At 66.8% G+C, this 18,431-nt stretch carries 18 protein-coding genes; 10 read left to right on the plus strand and 8 right to left on the minus strand.

The genetic code is table 11. The features are described from left to right. The first annotated feature begins 82 nt into the window (after positions 1-82). Positions 83-859 carry a helix-turn-helix domain-containing protein gene (locus G154_RS15305; protein WP_019510070.1) on the plus strand — a complete coding sequence of 259 codons (777 nt, stop codon included), beginning with the start codon at positions 83-85 and terminating at the stop codon, positions 857-859. Positions 860-886: 27 nt separating this feature from the next. Here the strand turns inward: G154_RS15305 and G154_RS26825 are convergent, their stop codons facing one another. After that, positions 887-1,474 (minus strand): hypothetical protein, encoded by a 588-nt coding sequence (locus G154_RS26825; protein ID WP_187697564.1) that lies wholly within the window; start codon positions 1,472-1,474, stop codon positions 887-889. Between the two features lie 127 nt (positions 1,475-1,601). Here G154_RS26825 and G154_RS15315 point away from each other — a divergent pair, with 127 nt between their 5' ends. From G154_RS15315 to G154_RS15325, 3 genes are all read left to right on the plus strand, one after another. After that, positions 1,602-2,297, plus strand: a complete 696-nt coding sequence (locus tag G154_RS15315; RefSeq protein WP_045546455.1) for a response regulator transcription factor — start codon at positions 1,602-1,604, stop codon at positions 2,295-2,297. Then, entirely contained in the window at positions 2,294-3,742 is a 1,449-nt protein-coding gene (locus G154_RS15320) for a HAMP domain-containing sensor histidine kinase (protein ID WP_019510067.1), read from the plus strand. Before G154_RS15315 ends, G154_RS15320 begins: the two co-directional genes overlap by 4 nt. A 70-nt stretch (positions 3,743-3,812) precedes the next feature. Continuing rightward, complete coding sequence (locus tag G154_RS15325) at positions 3,813-4,643, plus strand: formate/nitrite transporter family protein (protein WP_019510066.1); 831 nt, start codon at positions 3,813-3,815, stop codon at positions 4,641-4,643. 27 nt (positions 4,644-4,670) lie between these two features. Here the strand turns inward: G154_RS15325 and G154_RS15330 are convergent, their stop codons facing one another. Together G154_RS15330 and G154_RS26030 are read right to left on the minus strand one after the other, a co-directional pair. Then, positions 4,671-5,240 carry a hypothetical protein gene (locus G154_RS15330; RefSeq protein WP_036479869.1) on the minus strand — a complete coding sequence of 190 codons (570 nt, stop codon included), beginning with the start codon at positions 5,238-5,240 and terminating at the stop codon, positions 4,671-4,673. After that, positions 5,237-6,856, minus strand: a complete 1,620-nt coding sequence (locus G154_RS26030) for an exonuclease domain-containing protein (protein WP_081650015.1) — start codon at positions 6,854-6,856, stop codon at positions 5,237-5,239. The genes G154_RS15330 and G154_RS26030 overlap by 4 nt, the downstream gene beginning before the upstream one ends. A gap of 182 nt (positions 6,857-7,038) precedes the next feature. Here G154_RS26030 and G154_RS15340 point away from each other — a divergent pair, with 182 nt between their 5' ends. Both G154_RS15340 and G154_RS15345 read left to right on the plus strand, forming a co-directional pair. Beyond that, on the plus strand, positions 7,039-7,761 hold the full coding sequence (locus tag G154_RS15340; protein ID WP_019510062.1) for a FadR/GntR family transcriptional regulator: 723 nt from the start codon (positions 7,039-7,041) through the stop codon (positions 7,759-7,761). After that, a complete protein-coding gene (locus tag G154_RS15345; protein ID WP_019510061.1) occupies positions 7,758-8,405 on the plus strand; it encodes a sterol desaturase family protein in 648 nt (215 codons plus the stop codon). The genes G154_RS15340 and G154_RS15345 overlap by 4 nt, the downstream gene beginning before the upstream one ends. Positions 8,406-8,418: 13 nt before the next feature. Here the strand turns inward: G154_RS15345 and G154_RS15350 are convergent, their stop codons facing one another. Together G154_RS15350 and G154_RS15355 are read right to left on the minus strand one after the other, a co-directional pair. Further along, on the minus strand, positions 8,419-9,144 hold the full coding sequence (locus tag G154_RS15350; protein ID WP_019510060.1) for a L,D-transpeptidase family protein: 726 nt from the start codon (positions 9,142-9,144) through the stop codon (positions 8,419-8,421). A 139-nt stretch (positions 9,145-9,283) separates the two neighbouring features. Further along, a complete protein-coding gene (locus G154_RS15355) occupies positions 9,284-10,552 on the minus strand; it encodes a hypothetical protein (protein WP_234713059.1) in 1,269 nt (422 codons plus the stop codon). Between the two features lie 292 nt (positions 10,553-10,844). On the opposite strand from G154_RS15355, the gene G154_RS15360 reads away from it, so the two are divergent. Both G154_RS15360 and G154_RS26475 read left to right on the plus strand, forming a co-directional pair. Next, complete coding sequence (locus tag G154_RS15360) at positions 10,845-12,323, plus strand: peptide MFS transporter (protein ID WP_019510058.1); 1,479 nt, start codon at positions 10,845-10,847, stop codon at positions 12,321-12,323. Between the two features lie 253 nt (positions 12,324-12,576). Further along, positions 12,577-12,798 (plus strand): hypothetical protein, encoded by a 222-nt coding sequence (locus G154_RS26475; protein ID WP_045546466.1) that lies wholly within the window; start codon positions 12,577-12,579, stop codon positions 12,796-12,798. Here the strand turns inward: G154_RS26475 and G154_RS15370 are convergent. Further along, on the minus strand, positions 12,766-13,749 hold the full coding sequence (locus tag G154_RS15370; protein WP_019510056.1) for a threonine/serine dehydratase: 984 nt from the start codon (positions 13,747-13,749) through the stop codon (positions 12,766-12,768). The genes G154_RS26475 and G154_RS15370 overlap by 33 nt on opposite strands. Positions 13,750-13,791: 42 nt before the next feature. Between G154_RS15370 and G154_RS15375 the strand changes: the two genes are divergently transcribed. Further along, positions 13,792-14,229, plus strand: a complete 438-nt coding sequence (locus G154_RS15375) for a thioesterase family protein (RefSeq protein ID WP_019510055.1) — start codon at positions 13,792-13,794, stop codon at positions 14,227-14,229. Positions 14,230-14,294: 65 nt separating this feature from the next. Beyond that, entirely contained in the window at positions 14,295-15,593 is a 1,299-nt protein-coding gene (locus G154_RS15380; protein WP_019510054.1) for a cytochrome P450, read from the plus strand. On the opposite strand, the gene G154_RS15385 is transcribed toward G154_RS15380, so the two are convergent. Both G154_RS15385 and G154_RS15390 read right to left on the minus strand, forming a co-directional pair. Further along, complete coding sequence (locus G154_RS15385; protein WP_019510053.1) at positions 15,594-16,946, minus strand: glutamine synthetase family protein; 1,353 nt, start codon at positions 16,944-16,946, stop codon at positions 15,594-15,596. Continuing rightward, positions 16,943-18,394 carry an APC family permease gene (locus tag G154_RS15390; RefSeq protein WP_019510052.1) on the minus strand — a complete coding sequence of 484 codons (1,452 nt, stop codon included), beginning with the start codon at positions 18,392-18,394 and terminating at the stop codon, positions 16,943-16,945. Before G154_RS15390 ends, G154_RS15385 begins: the two co-directional genes overlap by 4 nt. Between the last annotated feature and the right edge of the window lie 37 nt (positions 18,395-18,431).

The raw sequence follows: 18,431 nt of genomic DNA on the forward strand, positions 1-18,431 counted from the left end.
CCACGGTGCTCGCCGCGGATGAGCCTCGCAATTACCGCCGAGGTAATGGAGTTTGGCCCGATTCTGGCCGACACTGGCTTAGGTGACCTGTGTCGACCTGCAGAATCCGCCGCTCGGTGCGCTGATCAAGGCCTGGCGTCAGCGGCGGCACCTCAGTCAGCTCGACCTGGCCTCCGAAGCCGATGTCTCGGCGCGCCACGTCAGCTTCATCGAGACCGGGCGCGCGGTGCCGAGCCGGGCGATGGTGCTGCGGCTCGCCCACGCACTGGGCGTTCCCGCCCGCGAACAAAACCGGTTGCTCCTGGCGGCGGGACTGGCGCCGGCGTACTCCGAACGTGGCCTGGACGATCCCGGGATGTCCGCGGTGCGTACCGGCGTGGAGCGGGTGCTCGACGCCTACAACCCGTTTCCGTGCCTGGCCGTCGACCGATACTGGAATGTGCTGCAGACGAACACCGGCGCGGCGATCCTGCTCGACGGGGTCGCCGCCCATCTTCTGGCTGTGCCCAATGCGCTGCGCATCGCATTGCATCCCGACGGCCTGGCACCGCGCATCCGCAATCTCGCGCAGTGGCGCCACCACGTGATCGGCAGGTTGCGCCGGGAAGCAACGCTGAGCGGATCGGCACAGTCGGCGGCCCTTCTTGCCGAAATCGAGTCCTATCCCGGTGGCCAGGACGAGACCATCGACTCCGGTGACGTGGCGGTCCCACTGGAACTCACCGGTGTCGACGGGCGCAGGCTGACCTTCCTGAGCACGGTCACCACCTTCGGTACCGCGCTGGACCTCACCGCGGCCGAACTCAGCATCGAGGCGTTTCTGCCGGCCGACGACAGCACCGCCGCAGCGCTGCGCTGAATCCCGCGCAGTGCCCATCCTGGATGCCTAACCCGCGGGACGCTCCGCGGGTAGCGGCGGCGCCTCGCCGGCGGGCGGGACGGGCCTGGGTCCCGCCGGCTCACCGTCCGCGGGCGGGCCGGGCGGCGGGCCCGCGGGTCCACGATCGCCGGGACCGGCTCCTCGCGGGCCTGGACCAGGACCCGGGTCACCTGGTCCTTGCGGACCTGGACCGTGGCCACCGGGTCCCGCTCCCCCGGGTCCGGGCGCACCGGGCCCACCGTCGGCCGGGCCGGGCGGCATCGGGGGACGCGGTGCAAACATCCCTGGCCCGCCTGGACCGTCCGGTCCTATACCAGGTGCCGGCGGGCGAGCGAAACCACCGGGGTCCGGTGTGCTGCCCACGGTCAACGAGACCATGGGATGCGCGTCGACGGCGACGCCGCCCAGAAAACCGACCAGCAGCCCGGCTGCCGCGGTGGCCACCGCCACCCCGACCTGGTGGCGGCGCGCCGGACGCTTCTCGGCGATCTCGGGTTCCTGCGCAGCGACCTCCTGGTGGGCCACCGGCGCGGTGACCTCCGACGAGCTCGTCGGCTCGCCGGAATCGGGTTGACTGCGTTGATCATTCGACATGGTGACTCCTCGGGTGAAAAGCTGACGAGAGCCGACGCTAAGCGGCCGATCTGAAGCGAACCTGAAGCCCGGCCCCTGATCGGCGATCTTCAGATTCACTTCAGCCCGCGAACGTCACAATGGACGGGTGACACCCTCCACCGGCGCGGCACGCCGCCCACCGCACGTGCTGCTGGTCGAGGACTCTGCCGCCATCCGAGACATGGTGGCCGAAGCGCTGCGCGATGCGGGGTTCACGGTGTCGGCCTACTCCGACGGTGACGGGCTGGAAGAACGGCTGGCCGGACACCGACCCGACGCCGTCATCTTGGACGTGATGATCCCCGGACGCGACGGCTTCGAGTTGATCGATGTCGTCCGCGAGTGGGGTGAGGCCGGCATCATCATGCTCACCGCCCGCGACGGCCTACCCGACCGGTTGCGCGGGCTGGACGGCGGCGCCGACGACTACGTCGTCAAACCCTTCGAGATGCCCGAATTGCTGTCGCGGGTCAACGCGGTGTTACGGCGCCGCGGAACGCTCGCCTCGATCATCGAACTGGGCGATCTGCTGGTCGACAAGGACGCCGCCGTCGCCACCCGAGCGGGTCAACCCTTGTCGCTGACGGCGACCGAACTGAAACTCCTGGAATTCCTCATCGATCAGCGCGGCCGAATCGTCAGTGCTGCACAGATACTCGATGCCGTGTGGGGTTACACCGCCTATGACGACAACCTGGTGCATGTGCACATGAGCAGCTTGCGTCGGAAGCTCGAGGCGCACGGTCCCCGGCTCGTGCACACGGTGCGTGGGATCGGCTACCGTCTGCAGCTCACCGCATGAGCACCCCGACTCCGTCGCTGACCCGGCGGACGATCGTCGCCGTGCTGATCGTGCTCACGGTCCTGCTGGCACTGCTCGGTGTGACCATTGACTCGGTGGTCGGCGCACAGGCCCGAAACGACCTGCACGACCGACTCATGGCCGCAGTCGCACGTGCCGATTCGCTGGCAGCTCAAGGAGCGTCGCCGCAACGCCTGGTGGCCGAGACCGGCGGTGGTGGAATCCGCACCCGCCTGGTCACCGCCGCGGGGACGTCCTACGGCGACCCCTTCGTGATGGCCGGTCCGGCATCCGACGCGGGTCCACCACCACCCCGCCCGCCCGGGCCTGGCGGGCCAGCGGGTCCGGGCCCCGGTCCGAGACATCACCCACCCCCGCCTCCACCGCCGGTCGGGGCCACCGCGACGGTCATCGAACACCCCCTTCCCGGGGGTGACCGCCTGATTCTGCTCGCGGACACCACGGCCACCACCGCGCTGCTGCAGCAGCTGCGCATCATCCTCGTCCTGTCCAGCCTGGGCGTTCTGCTGGTCGCCGCGATCAGCGTGGCCGTCGTGGTGCGAGCCACGATGTCTCCCCTGGGCCGGCTGACCACGGTGGCCGAGGGCATCGCCGCCGGCGATCGGGGCACACGGCTGGATCCGGATCGTCCGGGCACCGAACTGGGAAGGGCAGCAACCGCGTTCGACACAATGGTGGATTCGCTCGAGACCTCGGAACGGCGTGCGCATGCCGCGGCGGCAGAAGCCGAGCGCGCAGATGCCGCGACCCGGCAGTTCCTGGCCGACGCCGCCCACGAACTGCGCACACCGATCGCCGGCATCCACGCGGGCGCCCAACAGATCGTGGCGGCCGCGCTTCAGGACCTCGACAATCCAGCGGCCGCAGGCCAACAGCATCGGGCCGAGTTGGTGCTGACCGAGGCACGGCGGGCCGGACGACTGGTATCCGACATGCTCGATCTGAGTAGGATCGACGCAGACCCCCGACTGGACGTCCTGCCTTGCGACATCGTCGAATTGGCAGACAACGAGCGACGTCGAATAACGATGCTGGCGCCGTCGGTGACCGTGACGATGAACGCACCGGACGCATTGCCCGCTGTGGTCGACCCGATCCGGATCCAGCAGATCCTCACCAACCTCGGCGACAACGCGCGCCGGCACACGCCCGCCGACGGGTCGATCACCATCGACGTCACCGGACACGGTGAGATGGTCACCGTGACCATCACCGACACCGGACCAGGGGTGCCCGCCGATCAGCGAGAGCGAATCTTCGACCGACTCGTTCGACTCGATCAGTCGCGAGCCCGCGACCAGGGTGGGGCCGGACTCGGATTGTCCATCGCGCGGGCGCTCGCGCGCGCCCACGGCGGTGACCTCATCTGCGTCGACAGTCCGTCAGGGGCGCGCTTCACCGTGAGCTTGCCGGCACGCCGGTAAAGACGCGGCTTCGAACTCCGCCGGCGGGGTACCCCCCGGATCTGATGTCATCGACACGGAGGATTCGCCCATGAGCCCGACCAGCCAGCGCGAGTTGGGCAGCTCCGGCAGTCCGATCGAGGACGAGCTCGAAGACGCCTTCAACCGGATGGTCGACGAGGGCACCCAGCGACTGCACCGCAGCTGGCGCGAAGTGCTGGTGACCGGCTTCTTCGGCGGCACCGAGGTGGCGATGGGTGTACTGGCCTACCTGTCGGTACTCGCCGCCACCGGTGATCAACTACTCGCCGGCGTGGCCTTCTCCATCGGCTTTCTGGCCCTGCTACTCGGCCGCAGTGAGCTCTTCACCGAAGGCTTCCTCATTCCCATCACCACGGTGGCCGCCAAGCGGGCGGGCATCGGTCAGCTGTTCGCGTTCTGGAGCGGCACATTGGTGGCGAACCTGGCCGGCGGATGGGTGCTGATGTGGTTGATCATGTTGGCGTTTCCCAAGTTGCACGAGCAGACGGTGGAATCGGCAGGCCACTTCGTCACCGCGCCGATATCCGCCGAGACGGTGGCGTTGTCGCTGCTCGGCGGGATGGCCATCACGCTGATGACCCGCATGCAGCACGGCACCGACGCCGTGTTCGGCAAGATCGCCGCGGCGGTGGCAGGCGCGTTCCTGCTGGCGGGCCTACAGATGTTTCACTCGATCCTGGACTCGCTGTTGATCTTTGGCGCCCTCGCCACCGGCCAGGCGCCGTTCGGATATCTGGACTGGCTCAGCTGGTTCGGTTACGTGGTGGTCGGAAACATCATCGGCGGATTGGGGCTGGTGACGCTGCTGCGACTACTGCGCAGCAAGGACCGCATCAAAGAGGAGCGTGCGGAGGCCGAGGCCGACGGATCGGGAGACTGAACCGCCGGCGTTGCAACACACCTGGGGTCAACGATCAAGTGCCTTAACACCCTTGAGCGAGATGGGCAATGCCCGCGGACTCGGATCGTCGAGTCGAAGGTACTTCCTGGCCAGCCGCTGTCGCTCAATCGATCCCCATGCCAGTGCGAGCGTCTCCAGCCAGCGGGCTATGCCAAGCGCGGAAGCCACCAGATCCGGTGATCCAACGGCACGCGGCGGGTGCTCAAGATCGATCTGCTCAGGCACCTGGGGCCACTCAGGCGCGACCAATTTCGACTTCGTCCTCTTCGACTCTTCCTCGAAAGCAGCTTGTAAGAGGGTGATTTCCAACTCTACGGTCGCGAGCGTCGACTTGAGGTCAACAACACCGCGGTGGTTGTTCATGTCAGCGGCCTGGCACGCCAAGTGTCCGGGCGGCGTAGCGACGAGGTACCGATCTCGCGTGAGGGTCGTCAGCATGTTGAGCCTCGCTGGATCGATCACCCACGCACCACACATCCGACTTAGTTCGGTTTCCACACTGATGTCGACCTGCCAGACCACTGCACCTTGACTCGCGGCATCCACAATGCACACCGGCTGATACACGACAGTCATGATGGCTGCTGTACCCGCTCTGTGCAGTCCGGGCAAACGTTTGGCCGCCGCCCGCGTACCTTCGGCCGCTCCCACTCGGAGCCACAATCGGAGCACACGAGCAATACCAAGGCTGCGGAGGCGACTTTTACCATCGGGATCCGTTGGCCAGCTGCTGTTTTGCTTTCAAGCAACTCATCGCGCGAGCAGTCTCCACAAACTGTCCCGATCGTCTGGCGCGGCGCCATCCACGATCCGCCGCACCTGACACAAACCACCGCAACGCCGCCTGAGGCGGCCCGCACCACTTGCACTGAGCCACCGGCCTCGAGTGCACGGACGAATTCCGAGAAGGCACATATCGCGATCCCAGCTTGTCGCGCTTTGCGCGCTTTACTCGACCGAGAATCGCCGTCGGCCGCAACGACGAGATCGGGCCCCTTCTTGGTAACTGACTTGGCAACGAGCAACCCGTACTTTGTCGCCATTTGCTCCTGGGCCGACCTGTCGATACATTCACGGCCCAGACGCCCTTGCCCCGTAAAGCACACAGTCATCCCCGGCACGAGTTGAAGGTGCTCGGCAGACGAACGAAACGGGTCTATTCGGCTCATCACCGCTTCGGCGTTGACTTGGAGGAGTGCAGCGGCTCGACACAGCTGGTCGTACTCCTCGTCGGTGACGACCTGATCCTCGACCGCGGCGTCGATGAGTCCGTTGATGAATTCTCGGTGTGCCCGTGCGATAGCACGTTCATCAAGTCCCAGTTGTGTGGCGACGTCACTGAGCGCGCGCCGCTCGTCCGTAGTGAGCTTGAGGTCGGCCATCGCGCTATCCAGCAATTGCACATACGGCGCGACGTCCACGCTTGTGTGCACGCCACGGGCTAGTTCCGCCAGATACGGCGCTGGTGGCAACACATCGACGCGGCCTTCGCGGGCGTGAACTCGAAGGGGGGTCACGTTCAGCGGTCGCGCTGCGGCCGGTGAGCATTCATCGCGGTATCGGTGTCGAGTCGCGAACAGCAAACGTGCGGTGGCTCGCGCGTCAGCGATGGCGCGATGCGCATCAGCAAGTTCGATGCCGTGCTCTTTGCAGGCCTGACCGAGCTTGCAGCCCGTCGCCCGTAGGGTGTCCAGCGACAGACCCCAGTTGACATCGATGCCCGCAGTCAGCAGTTCATTACCGACCATCCTGGTGTCGAATTGAACGTTGTGACCGGCTATTACGGCCCCGTGGAGCCTTGCAGCCACGTGCGGAGCCACGTCAGCGAAGGTCGGTGCCAAATGGACCATGCTTGCCTCGATGCCGTGGATCCAAGTGGGACCGACATCACGGTGCGGTTGGACGAGCGTCTCAAATTCGTCGTGAATGCGCCCGTCGCAATCCAAGGTCAGAATGGCGATCTCGACGATCCGGTCGCTGTTGTAGACGCCGGTCGTCTCGACATCGATGACCGCAACGCGTCCGTCGCGACCAATCAGATGCTCGATCCCCGCAGATAAGGAATCCTCTGACTCTCGCTCGCGGTGGTCACGATTCGTGGTCGCAGTCTGCCCCGTCCACTGTTGCCCATCCCACCAACGAAGATCTGCCTGATTCCAGGGATCGTCATACCAGCCAGCACTAACCCCCATGGGTCCCCTCCCCCTCGCGTCGCCCCTGAAGCGTTGCTCAAACTACAACATCGCGCTAACGCACACGTCAATAATGGGCGAGTTCGGAAGTAGCGCTGGGACCGCTGACAGACTGTTGTTTGCCTCCGATCAAACTGGTCTGACCACTTGACCTCTTACCGCCACCCTGCCATTGTTCAGGCATGGCCCTGCAACCCGTGCCCCGCCGCTCGGTCCCCGATGACGTCGTCGAGCAGATCGTCGACGAGGTGCTCAGCGGCGCCATGCAACCCGGCGACCACCTGCCCAGCGAGCGCCGACTGGCCGAGGTACTCGGCGTATCCCGACCCGCCGTGCGCGAAGCGCTCAAAAGGCTGAGCTCGATCGGCCTGGTCGAGATCCGTCAGGGCGACACCACCACGGTGCGCGATTTCCGCAGGCATGCCGGACTGGATCTGCTTCCCCGGTTGCTACTGCGGGCCGGCGAACTCGACACCGCAGTGGTGCGTTCCATCCTGGAAACCCGTCTGCACAACGGCCCGAAAGTCGCCGAACTGGCCGCACGGCGCCACGGCGCCGAACTACCCGGCCTGCTCGAGGCCGCCGTCGAGGCGTTGCGCACCGAAACCGATCCGGTGAAACTGCAGCGCCACGCACTCGGTTTCTGGGATCACCTTGTCGACCATGCCAATTCGATCGCATTCCGGCTGATGTACAACACTCTGCGCGCCGCCTACGAGCCCGCCCTTCCCGCACTGGCCGCGATGATGGCCGCCGAGGTCGGCCGGCCGGAGGCGTATCAGGCCATCGCGGACGCCGTCATCGCCGGCGATGCCGACACGGCCACCGCCGCGGCCCGCGCGCTGCTGGAACCCGCCACCACGGCGCTGTCCGCCGCGTTGACCGAACTCGAGGAGGCCCGATGAACAGCCGCGGCGGGATGACATTGCACGACGCGGCACGGGAATTCCGGCGCCACCCCACCCCGTGGATGTTGGGCGCGACACTCGTCGGCGCCACCGCAGCCCGCATCCATACCGGCGACTGGCAACTGACCGACGCGCTGGTGCCCGCTGTGATGCTCGCGGCGTTTCCGTTCGCCGAATGGCTGATCCACGTACTGATCCTGCACTGGCGTCCACGCCGAATCGCCGGTATCCGGCTGGATCCCCTGTTGTCGCGCAAGCACCGCGAACACCACGTCGAACCACGTGACCTGCCATTGGTGTTCATCCCCTGGCGGTCATTGCTCCGGGTGTTGCCGCTGGCCGTCGCGATCGCGACGCTGGCCTTTCCCAGTCTGGGCCGTGGTCTGACGTTCCTGACGATCCTGGCCGCGCTCGGTTTGGGCTACGAATGGTGCCACTATCTGATCCACACCGACTACAAACCGAAAACCGCGGTGTACCGTGCGATCTGGCGTAACCACCGCCGGCATCATTTCAAGAACGAGCACTACTGGTTCACCGTGACCAGCAGCGGGACCGCCGACCGCGTGCTGCGGACCTACCCGGATCCGGCGGTCGTCGACACCTCACCGACCGCGCGCAACCTGCACGCCGACGTCTGATGAGGGCGAAAACTCAGGCCTGCACCACAATCGGGTCGCCGATGCTCACATTGTTGTAGTACCAGTCGGCATTGTCCGGGCTGAGGTTGATGCAGCCGTGGCTGACGTTGGCGTAGCCCTGCGAGCCCACCGACCACGGCGCACCGTGCACGTAAACCCCGCCCCAGGTGACACGCACCGCGTCGTACACCGTCAACTTGTAACCCTCGGGATCATCGAGCGGGATGCCGATCGTGCGCGAGTCCATGACCACCACGCTCTGCTTCTCCAGCGCGGTGAATTCGCCGATGGGCGTGGCGTGTCCGGGCTTGCCCATCGATGCGGGCATCTCCCGGGCGACCTCGCCGTCGATGCTGACGGTGAAGGTGTGTGCGTCGATATCGGCGACACCGCGCACCAGAGCGCCGGTCTGGAAGCTCGATTTCAGACCTACTGCCTCGACGGTGATGGTGGAATGCGCCGGCCAGTACTCGGCCGGGGTGAACCGTACGGTGGCATCGTCGAGCCACTCGAACTCACCGCCCGGCACCGTCGGGGCAGAGAAGGTGATGCCCCGTTCGGCGGCATCGCGGTCGAGAACCGGAGCGCCGAAGGACACGGTGACCGGATAAGCGACACCGACGACCTCACCGGCCGCAGGCGACACGGCCACGGCCGACACCGGCACGCTCACCGCGGCCACGCCGGTGGTCGTGGACGCGCCAAGTGACAGCGCGGTGACACCGACGATGGCCACCATGTATCGAATAGCTTTTCGCAACGTGCCGAACCTCCCATGAACTCCGGACACTCCGGACCCGACCTGACCGCTCACCTGCTTGTCGCACCGAGTCCGGTAAATGTTAGCCAGCCGCAGACCAGCGCGGCGCCCGAAAGGCCTAGCCTTGCGGCGGACTGACGATGATCTGGCCCGGAGGGCCCTGGTCGGGACCGCCGAGGCGCAGCCGATCCCTGATCCGCTGCAGGAACGGCTTCTTCGGCTGCTCGAACACCTGGGGCGGCGTCGCGACCGGCGGGACCGGCGGCGGTAGCACGGCCGGCGGTGCATCGACGACCGGCGGTGCGGGCGCCAGCGCCGGATCGGGCATCGCCGCCTCGACCGGCGCGGGGTCGTAGCCTGCGCTCACCTCGGGCGCGGGTGCCTCGGGAAGCACCGGCTCGACCGGTGCCTGCGGCAGCGGCGCGAACTCGACCGGGGGCGCCAGCGCGTCGGAGAGCGAGGACCGCTCCCCCGCGGCCGGCTCGGCGAGCGGTGCCGCGGGCGGGGCCGGACGTGGAGCAACACGCGCGGCGGGCTCATCCTGGACGACCACGGCAGCGGGCTCGGGGGCAGCGGACTCCCGCGCCGGCGACAGTTGCACCGCCACCGCCACCGATGCCGAAATCACGAACGTGAGTACGCCGGCAACCAGCGCTCCGGCGATGAGACGCGTCGCGTTGTTGCCGGCCGGCGGGGCGGCGTGCCGACCCGCCGCGGCGGGGGCAGGCAACTCCAGGCTGAACGGCAGACCTGAGCTGTGCGTGGAGGCCAGCGCGGCACCGCGGGCCAACGCCAGGGGCGCCTCCGCGGGAGCGAACACCGGCACCGAGAGCGCCTCTTCCAGCTGCGGCAGGACGGTGTCGAAGCCACCGGCAGAACCGACGACGACCAGTGCCTCCGGCTGCCAGTCGGCGCGAGTGAACACGGTGCTCAGCCAGCCGATCAGGCTCTCATCGCTGTCGATGCCGTGATTGATCGCCGTATGTATCGCGCCGTCGTCGGTATGGACGATCAGGGCAATGGCGGTGTCCGGTTCGATGACGCACACCGCGCTGGTCCGGTATCCGATGACATCGGCCATTCCGCGGGCGAGCGCCTCGGTGGCTTCCGGCAGGCGGATCGGGACGACATTGCCGAAACCCGACCGATTCAACGAGTCCATCAGGGCGGTCGCCTCGGCGTCGGCGTTCTCACTCCAGGTGACACCGATCGATTTGAGGCGCTGCCCCCGTGCGGCGGCAATGGCCCCGACCGCCGCGGTCGCCTGTTCGGTTGCCGAACGGGCGTCCGATCCATCGACGCGGACCTCGAAGGAATCCCTAGCGGCCGCGCCCTCCGGGGCCCCGTCACCATCGACGACGACCACGCCGAGCGACGTAGGCGTCATCGACAAACCGAGCACCGCGTCCACATGAACCCCTTCGGACCACCCGGCTGCAGGCACGCGACCGGGTCGAGACGATTCGGTCACCGCCCCGTTATCCGGCCGACCTTACCCGGGCGGGCGGCCCGGAGCCCAGTCAGCGCGCCATCACCGGCGGCCACACATTTGCCAGTGCGGACATATATCGACGTCCAGGCCGCAGACATATTCGCCGAATCGTCATCGCACGCACCCCGAGAAAGTGACATCGCCACAATGCGACACGTGGTCGCGAGGCGTGGCAGGGTGGTGTCCCATGACTGGGGCGGAACACACGGCAACCGGCAGCGGCGACGCACGAGCAACTCGCACGGTCTTCGGCCACCCGATCGGCCTGACCAACCTGTTCGGCGTGGAACTGTGGGAACGATTCTCGTTCTACGGGATGCTCACGATCCTGGGGTACTACCTGTATTACTCGGTGACCGACGGTGGCCTGGAGATGGCCAAGGCCACCGCGACAGGCATCGTCGGGGCCTACGGCGGCCTGGTCTACCTGTCGACGGTGCTCGGCGGATGGCTGGCCGATCGGGTCCTGGGCATGGAACGCACGGTGTTCTACGGCGGCGTCGTGGTGATGGCCGGGCACATCGCCCTGGCACTGCTCCCGGGTATCACCGGGGTGGCGGTCGGCCTGGTGCTGGTAGCGCTCGGATCCGGCGCGCTGAAGGCCAACGCCTCCTCGCTGCTCGGCACGCTGTACGACAAGGGTGATGCCCGCGCCGACGGCGGGTTCACGCTGTTCTATCTGGGCATCAACCTCGGCGCCTTCATCGGCCCGTTGCTGACCGGTCTGCTCCAGACCCGGGTGGGCTTCCACTACGGTTTCGGCGCGGCCGCCATCGGCATGGCCATCGGGCTCACCCAGTACGTCGTGTTCCGGCGCAACCTCGGCACGCATGGCCGCGAGGTCCCCAACCCGCTGCCGCGCAGCGGGATCCTGCCCGCAGTGGCCGCCGGTGTCGGGGGGCTGGTCGTCGTGGTGATCGCGTTCTGGACCGGTCTGGTGACGCTGGCCATCCTGTCTCAGGTCACCACCGGCGTGATTGTCCTGGCCTCCATCGCCTACTTCGCGGTGCTGTTGCGCAGCCCGAAGGTCAGCGGCCTGGAACGGACCAGGGTGCGGGCGTTCATTCCGCTGTTCATCGCCAACGCGGTGTTCTGGTCGCTGTTCCAACAGATATTCACCGTGCTGGCGGTGTACTCCGACGAACGGATGAACTGGTCGATCTTCGGGTGGACCGCCCCGTCGAGCTGGATCGGGTCGATCGAGCCGGTGTGGATCATCCTGCTGTCACCGCTTTTCGCGATCATGTGGACTCGGCTGGGCAACCGCGCGCCGACCACCCCGCAGAAGTTCGCCTACGGAGTCATCGGAATGGGCGCGGCGTTCCTGCTGTTCCTGCCGTTCGCCGGCACGACCGGCAAGGCCGTGCCGGCACTGCTGGTGATGGGCATCATGGCAGTTTTCGCGGTATCGGAGCTGCTGCTGTCCCCAATCGGCCTGGCCGTGACCACCCAGCTCGCGCCCGAGGCGTTCCGGGCGCAGATGATGGCGCTGTACTTCTTCTCCGTGGGATTGGGCACGGCCATGTCGGGCGTGCTGTCCGGGTACTACGACCCCGCCAGCGAGTTCGCATACTTCGGGATCCTCGGTGCGGTCGCGATTGCCGCCGGTGCCGTGGTGCTGGGGCTGGCGGGGCGGATCAGCCGGCTCATGGAGGGTGTGCACTAACAGCTGCCCCAGCGTTCCCAAATTGACGCCGTAGCAACATCTCTGACCAACGCGACGTGGTAAGACGCCGTGTTTGGCAACGCCGATCGGCGGGTAGATCGAAGGCGTCCGTTATCCCGGCTTGACCGGATCAGCGTCGACTCGTGACTCGCCGATCCCGCCGAACCAGGGTTCGGCAGCGCAGAATTCGAACTGCGACAAGCTCGCACGTCTGCATGACACCGAGGTCAGGTCGACGAAGGAGATGGATCAGATGAACGTCTTACTGTTGGAAGACCGCCTCACCGCATCGACCGGAAGCGGGGTGGCCTACGTGTACAACCGCGGTGTGGGCAATTCCACCGCCGGCTGCTCGTGCGGCTGGATCGGCCGGCGCCGGCTGTTGAAGGCCGCCGCCGAACAGGATGCCTGGTCGCACTGCGCCCATCTGGGTTGCGGAGTGTCAGTCCCGTTGGTCTTCCCCGATCGCGGCTGACGCGGTCAGGATCTCCGACAGCAACGCCGGCTCGATATTGCCGCCGGAGACGATCACCGCGGTTGGACCCGGCGGCATCACGTGCCGCCGGTAGGCGGCCAGCGCGACGGCTCCGCTCGGCTCGGCGACCAGCCGAGCCTTGAACGCCAATTCCGCTACCGCAGAACGGATATCGTCTTCAGACACGGTGAGAACATCGCTCAGCACGTGCTGCAGGTGGGCGAACGTCAACTCCGAGGGCTGCGAACGGAGACCGTCGGCGATCGTCCGATTGCGATCCTCGATCGGCATGTCGACCCGGGTGCCCCGACGTAGGCCGGCCGCGGTATCGGCGGCCAACTCCGGCTCCACGCCGAAGATCTGGGCATTCGGGCACAGTGCGCGGATCGCCGTTCCGATGCCCGATGCCAATCCACCACCGCTGACCGGAATCACCACATTGGCGATATCCGGGTAGTCCTCGGCGATCTCCAGGCCGATGGTGCCCTGTCCGGCAATCACATCCGGGTGATCGAAGGGTGGGATCAGCGATCCGCCGGTCTGTTCGACGAGCTCGGCGGCCACCGCCTCGCGCCGGCCCATACCGCACAGCACCACCTCGGCACCGTGCGCGCGGGTCCGCTCGATCTTGATACGTGGGGTCTCCTCCGGCATGACGATATGTGCTCGCAGTCCGAATCGTGCTGCGGCATAGGCGACGGCCTGAGCATGGTTACCGCTGGAGTACGCGACAACGCCGCGGCGCTTCTCGTCGGCGTCGAGCCGTCCGATCGCGTTGAGCGCGCCGCGCACCTTGAACGCACCGATCGCCTGCAGACTCTCCGGCTTCAGCCAGAGGGGACGCTGCGGATCACCCCACTCGGCCGCCAGCAGCGGAGTGCGCACCACGGAACCATCCAGGCGTCGGGCGGCGGACCGGATATCGTCGATGCTGATCAGGGTGGGAGGCACCCCCTGATCGTAACGAGCACGTGATGGGGCAAGGTGTGCTCCGTGAGTCCGGTCGACGATGCACGGTTCGCGCTGTCGGTGGTCCCCCGGTACGCCGAGGTCGACCAGCAGTCGGTGGTGTTCCACGCCCACTACCTGACCTGGTTCGACGAGGCCTGGACCGCGTATCTGGACCATCGGTCGCTGCGTTATCCCGACCTGATCGTCGCCGGTGTCGACTTCCAGGTGGTGCGCAGCGAGATCGACTACCGCGCGCCCGTGCGCTGGCGCGACACCGTCCGGGTGGTCGTGGCCTGCGAGTCGGTGGGGACCACCAGTTTCACCGTCACCTTCGACGTGCTGCGCACCGATGGCGACGGCATCGAACGGACGGCAGTCCGCGGCCGCAACGTCTACGTGACGGTATCCACCGGCGATTGGGCGAAACGGCCGGTGCCCGACGAACTCCGCCGCATTTTCGGTGACTCGGCCCCAGGCTGACGCCCGGGCAGCGCTTGGCCGCGATTCCGGCGTGCGCCGACGCCCACGAACCTATGCTGAGGTCCATGTCGATCGCGGTCCGTCGCAACGGAACACCCCCGCGCACCGTCGACCGCGCCGAGGTGGATCTGGGGTCCTGGGGATTCTGGCGCGGCGACGACGATTTCCGCGATGGCGCGTTCGCCACCCTGCGGCACCGCGACCCGATCTCCTTCCACCGACCGGTCACGGCCGAAGGTGTCGATGCCGGGGCCGGACACTGGGCGCTGACCCGTTACGACGACGTGCACTATGCCAGCAGGCACCCGGAGATCTTCAGTTCGAGTCCCAACATCACCATCGGGGACCAAACCCCGGAACTGGCCGAGTACTTCGGCTCCATGATCGCCATGGATGATCCGCGTCACGGTCGACTGCGCAACATCGTGCGCAGCGCCTTCACCCCGCGGGTCCTGGTCAGGGTGGAGGAATCGGTTCGCGAGCGCGCCCGCGACCTGGTTTCCGCGATGGTCGCCGGTCATCGCGATGGGTGCGCGGATCTGGTCTCGGCGCTGGCAGGTCCGCTGCCGCTGCAGGTGATCTGCGACATGATGGGTATCGCCGAGGAGGATCACGATCGGATATTCCATTGGACCAATGTGATTTTGGGCTTCGGCGATCCGGATCTGACCGCCGACTTCGACGAGTTCGCCAGGGTGGCAATCGATATCGGTGCCTACGCCACCGCGTTGGCCGAAGACCGCCGTGCGCGTCCGCGCGATGACCTGACCACCGCCCTCATCTCGGCCGAACTGGACGGTGAACGGCTGACGTCGGCGGAGGTGGCTTCCTTTTTCATCCTCCTCGTGGTGGCCGGTAACGAAACCACCCGCAACGCCATCAGCCATGGTGTGGTCGCGTTGAGCAGGCATCCCGAGCAGCGCGACCTGTGGTGGTCGGACTACGACCGGATCGCGCCGACCGCCGTCGAGGAAATCGTGCGGTGGGCATCGCCGGTGGCCTACATGCGGCGCACCCTGACCCGCGATATCGAGCTCGGTGGTGTCGCCATGACCGCAGGTGACAAGGTCACCATGTGGTACGGCTCGGCCAATCGCGATGAGACCCGGTTCCCCGACCCGTGGCGATTCGACGTGCTGCGCTCCCCCAACCCTCATCTCGGGTTCGGCGGTGGCGGCGCCCATTTCTGTCTGGGCGCGAACCTGGCCCGCCGTGAGATCACGGTGACGTTCGAGGAGTTGCACCGCCAGGTCCCCGATCTGCTGGCCGACGCCGAACCGGACCGCCTTCTCTCGCCGTTCATCCACGGGATCAAGCGGCTGCCGGTGCGCTGGACGCCCGGCGCGGCCCGCGACATCGGCTGATCAGGATGCGCCCAGGTAGCGGCGACGTTCCCAGTCGGTGACCTGTCCCGAGTAGGCAGCCCACTCGGAGCGTGCGATCGTGGCGAAGTCGGCAACCGAATCCCGGCCCAGGATCTCGGCGATGGTGTCGTCCTGGGTGGTCAGGGCCACCGCCACCGCGAGCGAATCCGGCAACGGCGTGCCCGATCCGTACAGATTGCCGGCCAGGGCCGGTTCGGGCCGGCGCCCTGCCTCGATACCGGCCACCACGGCCGCCAGTGCCGAGGCGACCAACCAGTACGGGTTGGCATCCGAACCACCGGTGCGCAGCTCGATACGGGTCGCCCGCGGGTCCTGGTCCAGAAGCGAACGCACAGCGGCACTTCGGTTGTCACGGCTCCAGGTGACCGTCGCCGGCGCGAAGGAGTCCGGCACGAAACGGCGGTAGGCGTTGACCGAATGTGCACCGAACAGCGTGATCGAGGGCAGGTGCTCCAGCAGACCGGCGATGGCGAACTGGGCGAGGTCGTTCTCGGTGCCGTCCACCTCGGCGAAAGCCGGTTCCTCCTCCCGCCAGAGCGAGATGTGCAGGTGCGCAGAACTTCCGGAATGTTCGGTGAAGGGCTTGGCCATGAAGCTGGCGAGCGTGCCGTGCCTGCGTGCCACCTCCTTGGCGGCATACTTCAACCGCGCGCTGTCGTCGGCGGCCTCCAGCGCATCGGTGTAGACCAGGTTCGCCTCGACCTGTCCCGGTCCGTACTCGCTCTGGATTCCTTCCAGTCGGGTGAACGCACCGAGGGTGTCGTAGAGGTCGGACAACACCGGATCCAGCGCGTTGGCGTTCTCCAGCGAGTAGGCGTGGATGTCATCCTGCAGGGCGGTGCCGTCCGGATTCAACAGATAGAACTCCAACTCGACGCCCACCTTGGCGGTATAGCCCAGTGCGGCAAGGCGATCGAGCACCCGCCGCAGCACGGCCCGTGGATCCAACAGCGACGGTGTGCGGTCGTGGGTGACGATATCGGAGACGACATGCCCGACGCCCGGCCGCCACGGCAACTCGCGCAGGGTCGACAAATCGGGCACGGCGTACACATCGGGATAACCGCCTGCCCAGTTGGTCAGCCGCAGCCCGTCGACGACGGTGCCGTCGGCGTTCCAGCCCAGCGAGGCCTCGCAGAACGCGAATCCGCTCCCCTGCGCTCGGTCCAGGAACTGCGCGGCCGGGATCCGTTTACCCTGAGCATGTCCCAGCGGATCGCTCCAGGCCACTTCGATCTCGGTCAGTGAGCCGTCGGCAAGGCGCTCGGACACCGCGCGCACGGGCTCCTCGGTCGCGGTGTCGGAATTTGTGGTGTCGGCGGCGAGGGTCATGAGTGCACCACCGGGGTCACCTCGGCGGCACCCGCCACCCGCCGGGCAATGACCACCCCGACGACAAAGGACACGATCAGAAGGCCGACAATGCCCCACCCCAACGCATTCGAGGTGGCCAGGCCCTCCAGATTGGTGAGGATCAACGCCAGGGTGAGACCGAGTCCGACGAGTCCCGATGCCGGCGCGATGCGTACCCGCCACTGTGAGTACCCGCGGCGGTCACGTGCGAAGAACACCAGCACCGCGACGCTGGTGGCGATCAGCAGGACCACGAATCCCACCGTGGTGGTGGCCGCGAACCACGTGTAGAACTGCGTCACCGGATCCAGGCCGAACACGACGGCCGCCGCGATACCGACCGCGACGACGCCGGAGATCCACAGCGACGCCTTGTGTGGTGAACCATGCACCGAGTGCGCGACCCCGAGTGCGTCGGGCAACACCCGGTGCTGGGACAGCGCGAACACGTAGCGCGATGCCACGTTGTGGAAGGCCAGGATGCAGGCGAACAGACTGGTGAAGTACAGCACGGTGATGATGTCGTTGCCTGCGGTGCGGATATAGGTCTGGGCGATGTCGGCGAGGAAGGTGCCACCGGAATCGGTGGCCTGGGCGACGGCGCGATCATCACCCCATGCCGAGATCAGCGCCCAGCTGCTGACGGCGTAGAAGGTACCGATGAGGATCAGCGCGGCGTAGGTGGCGCGCGGAATGGTGCGCTGCGGGTCCCTGGCTTCGTCGCGGAAGACCGCGGTGGCCTCGAAACCTATGTAGCTGAGCATCGCGAAGAGCAGCCCGATACCGAGCGAGCCGGAGAACACGGTGGCGGGGTTGACCGCGCCGGTCGACAGTCCGTCATCCCCTCCGCCGCGGAGCACGATCACCAGGTCGAGCACGCCGATGACCGCGATCTCGGCGGTCAGCAACACGCCAAGCACCCGACTGGACAACTCGATGTTGCGGTAGCCCAGATAGGTTGTCACCGCGAATGCTACCGCCGCGACGGCCCACCAGGGGATCTCGGCCCCGCCGAACAATGTGATGACACCGACGCCGGCGGGCCCCAGCAGACCGTACACCCCGGCCTCCAGGGCCACGTAGCTGACCAACGCGACGAAGCCGAACCCGATGCCGACCGAGAATCCCAGGGAGTGACGGATATAGGAGAAGAAGGCCCCGGCATCGTCGACGAACGGGGTCAACGCGGTGAAGCCCACCGCGAAAAGCAGCAGGATCACCGTCGAGACGAGGAACGTCGCCGGGAATCCGGCTCCATTGCCGTTGGCGATACCCAGCGGAAAGACACCACCGACCACCCCGAGGGGTGCGGCGGCGGCGACCACCATGAAGACGATGGAGGCCACCCCGAGCTTGCCCCGCAACCTCCGGTCGGGGCTTTTGGCCGGGTCGCTCAGTTGCCCGGCTACAGCGGTGATCTCGGACATGGTGCACCAATCCTTCTCGGCCCTGCGATGACTGTTG

It is taken from the genome of Mycobacterium sp. VKM Ac-1816D (genome assembly GCF_000416385.1).
Lineage (GTDB): Bacteria > Actinomycetota > Actinomycetes > Mycobacteriales > Mycobacteriaceae > Mycobacterium > Mycobacterium neoaurum_A.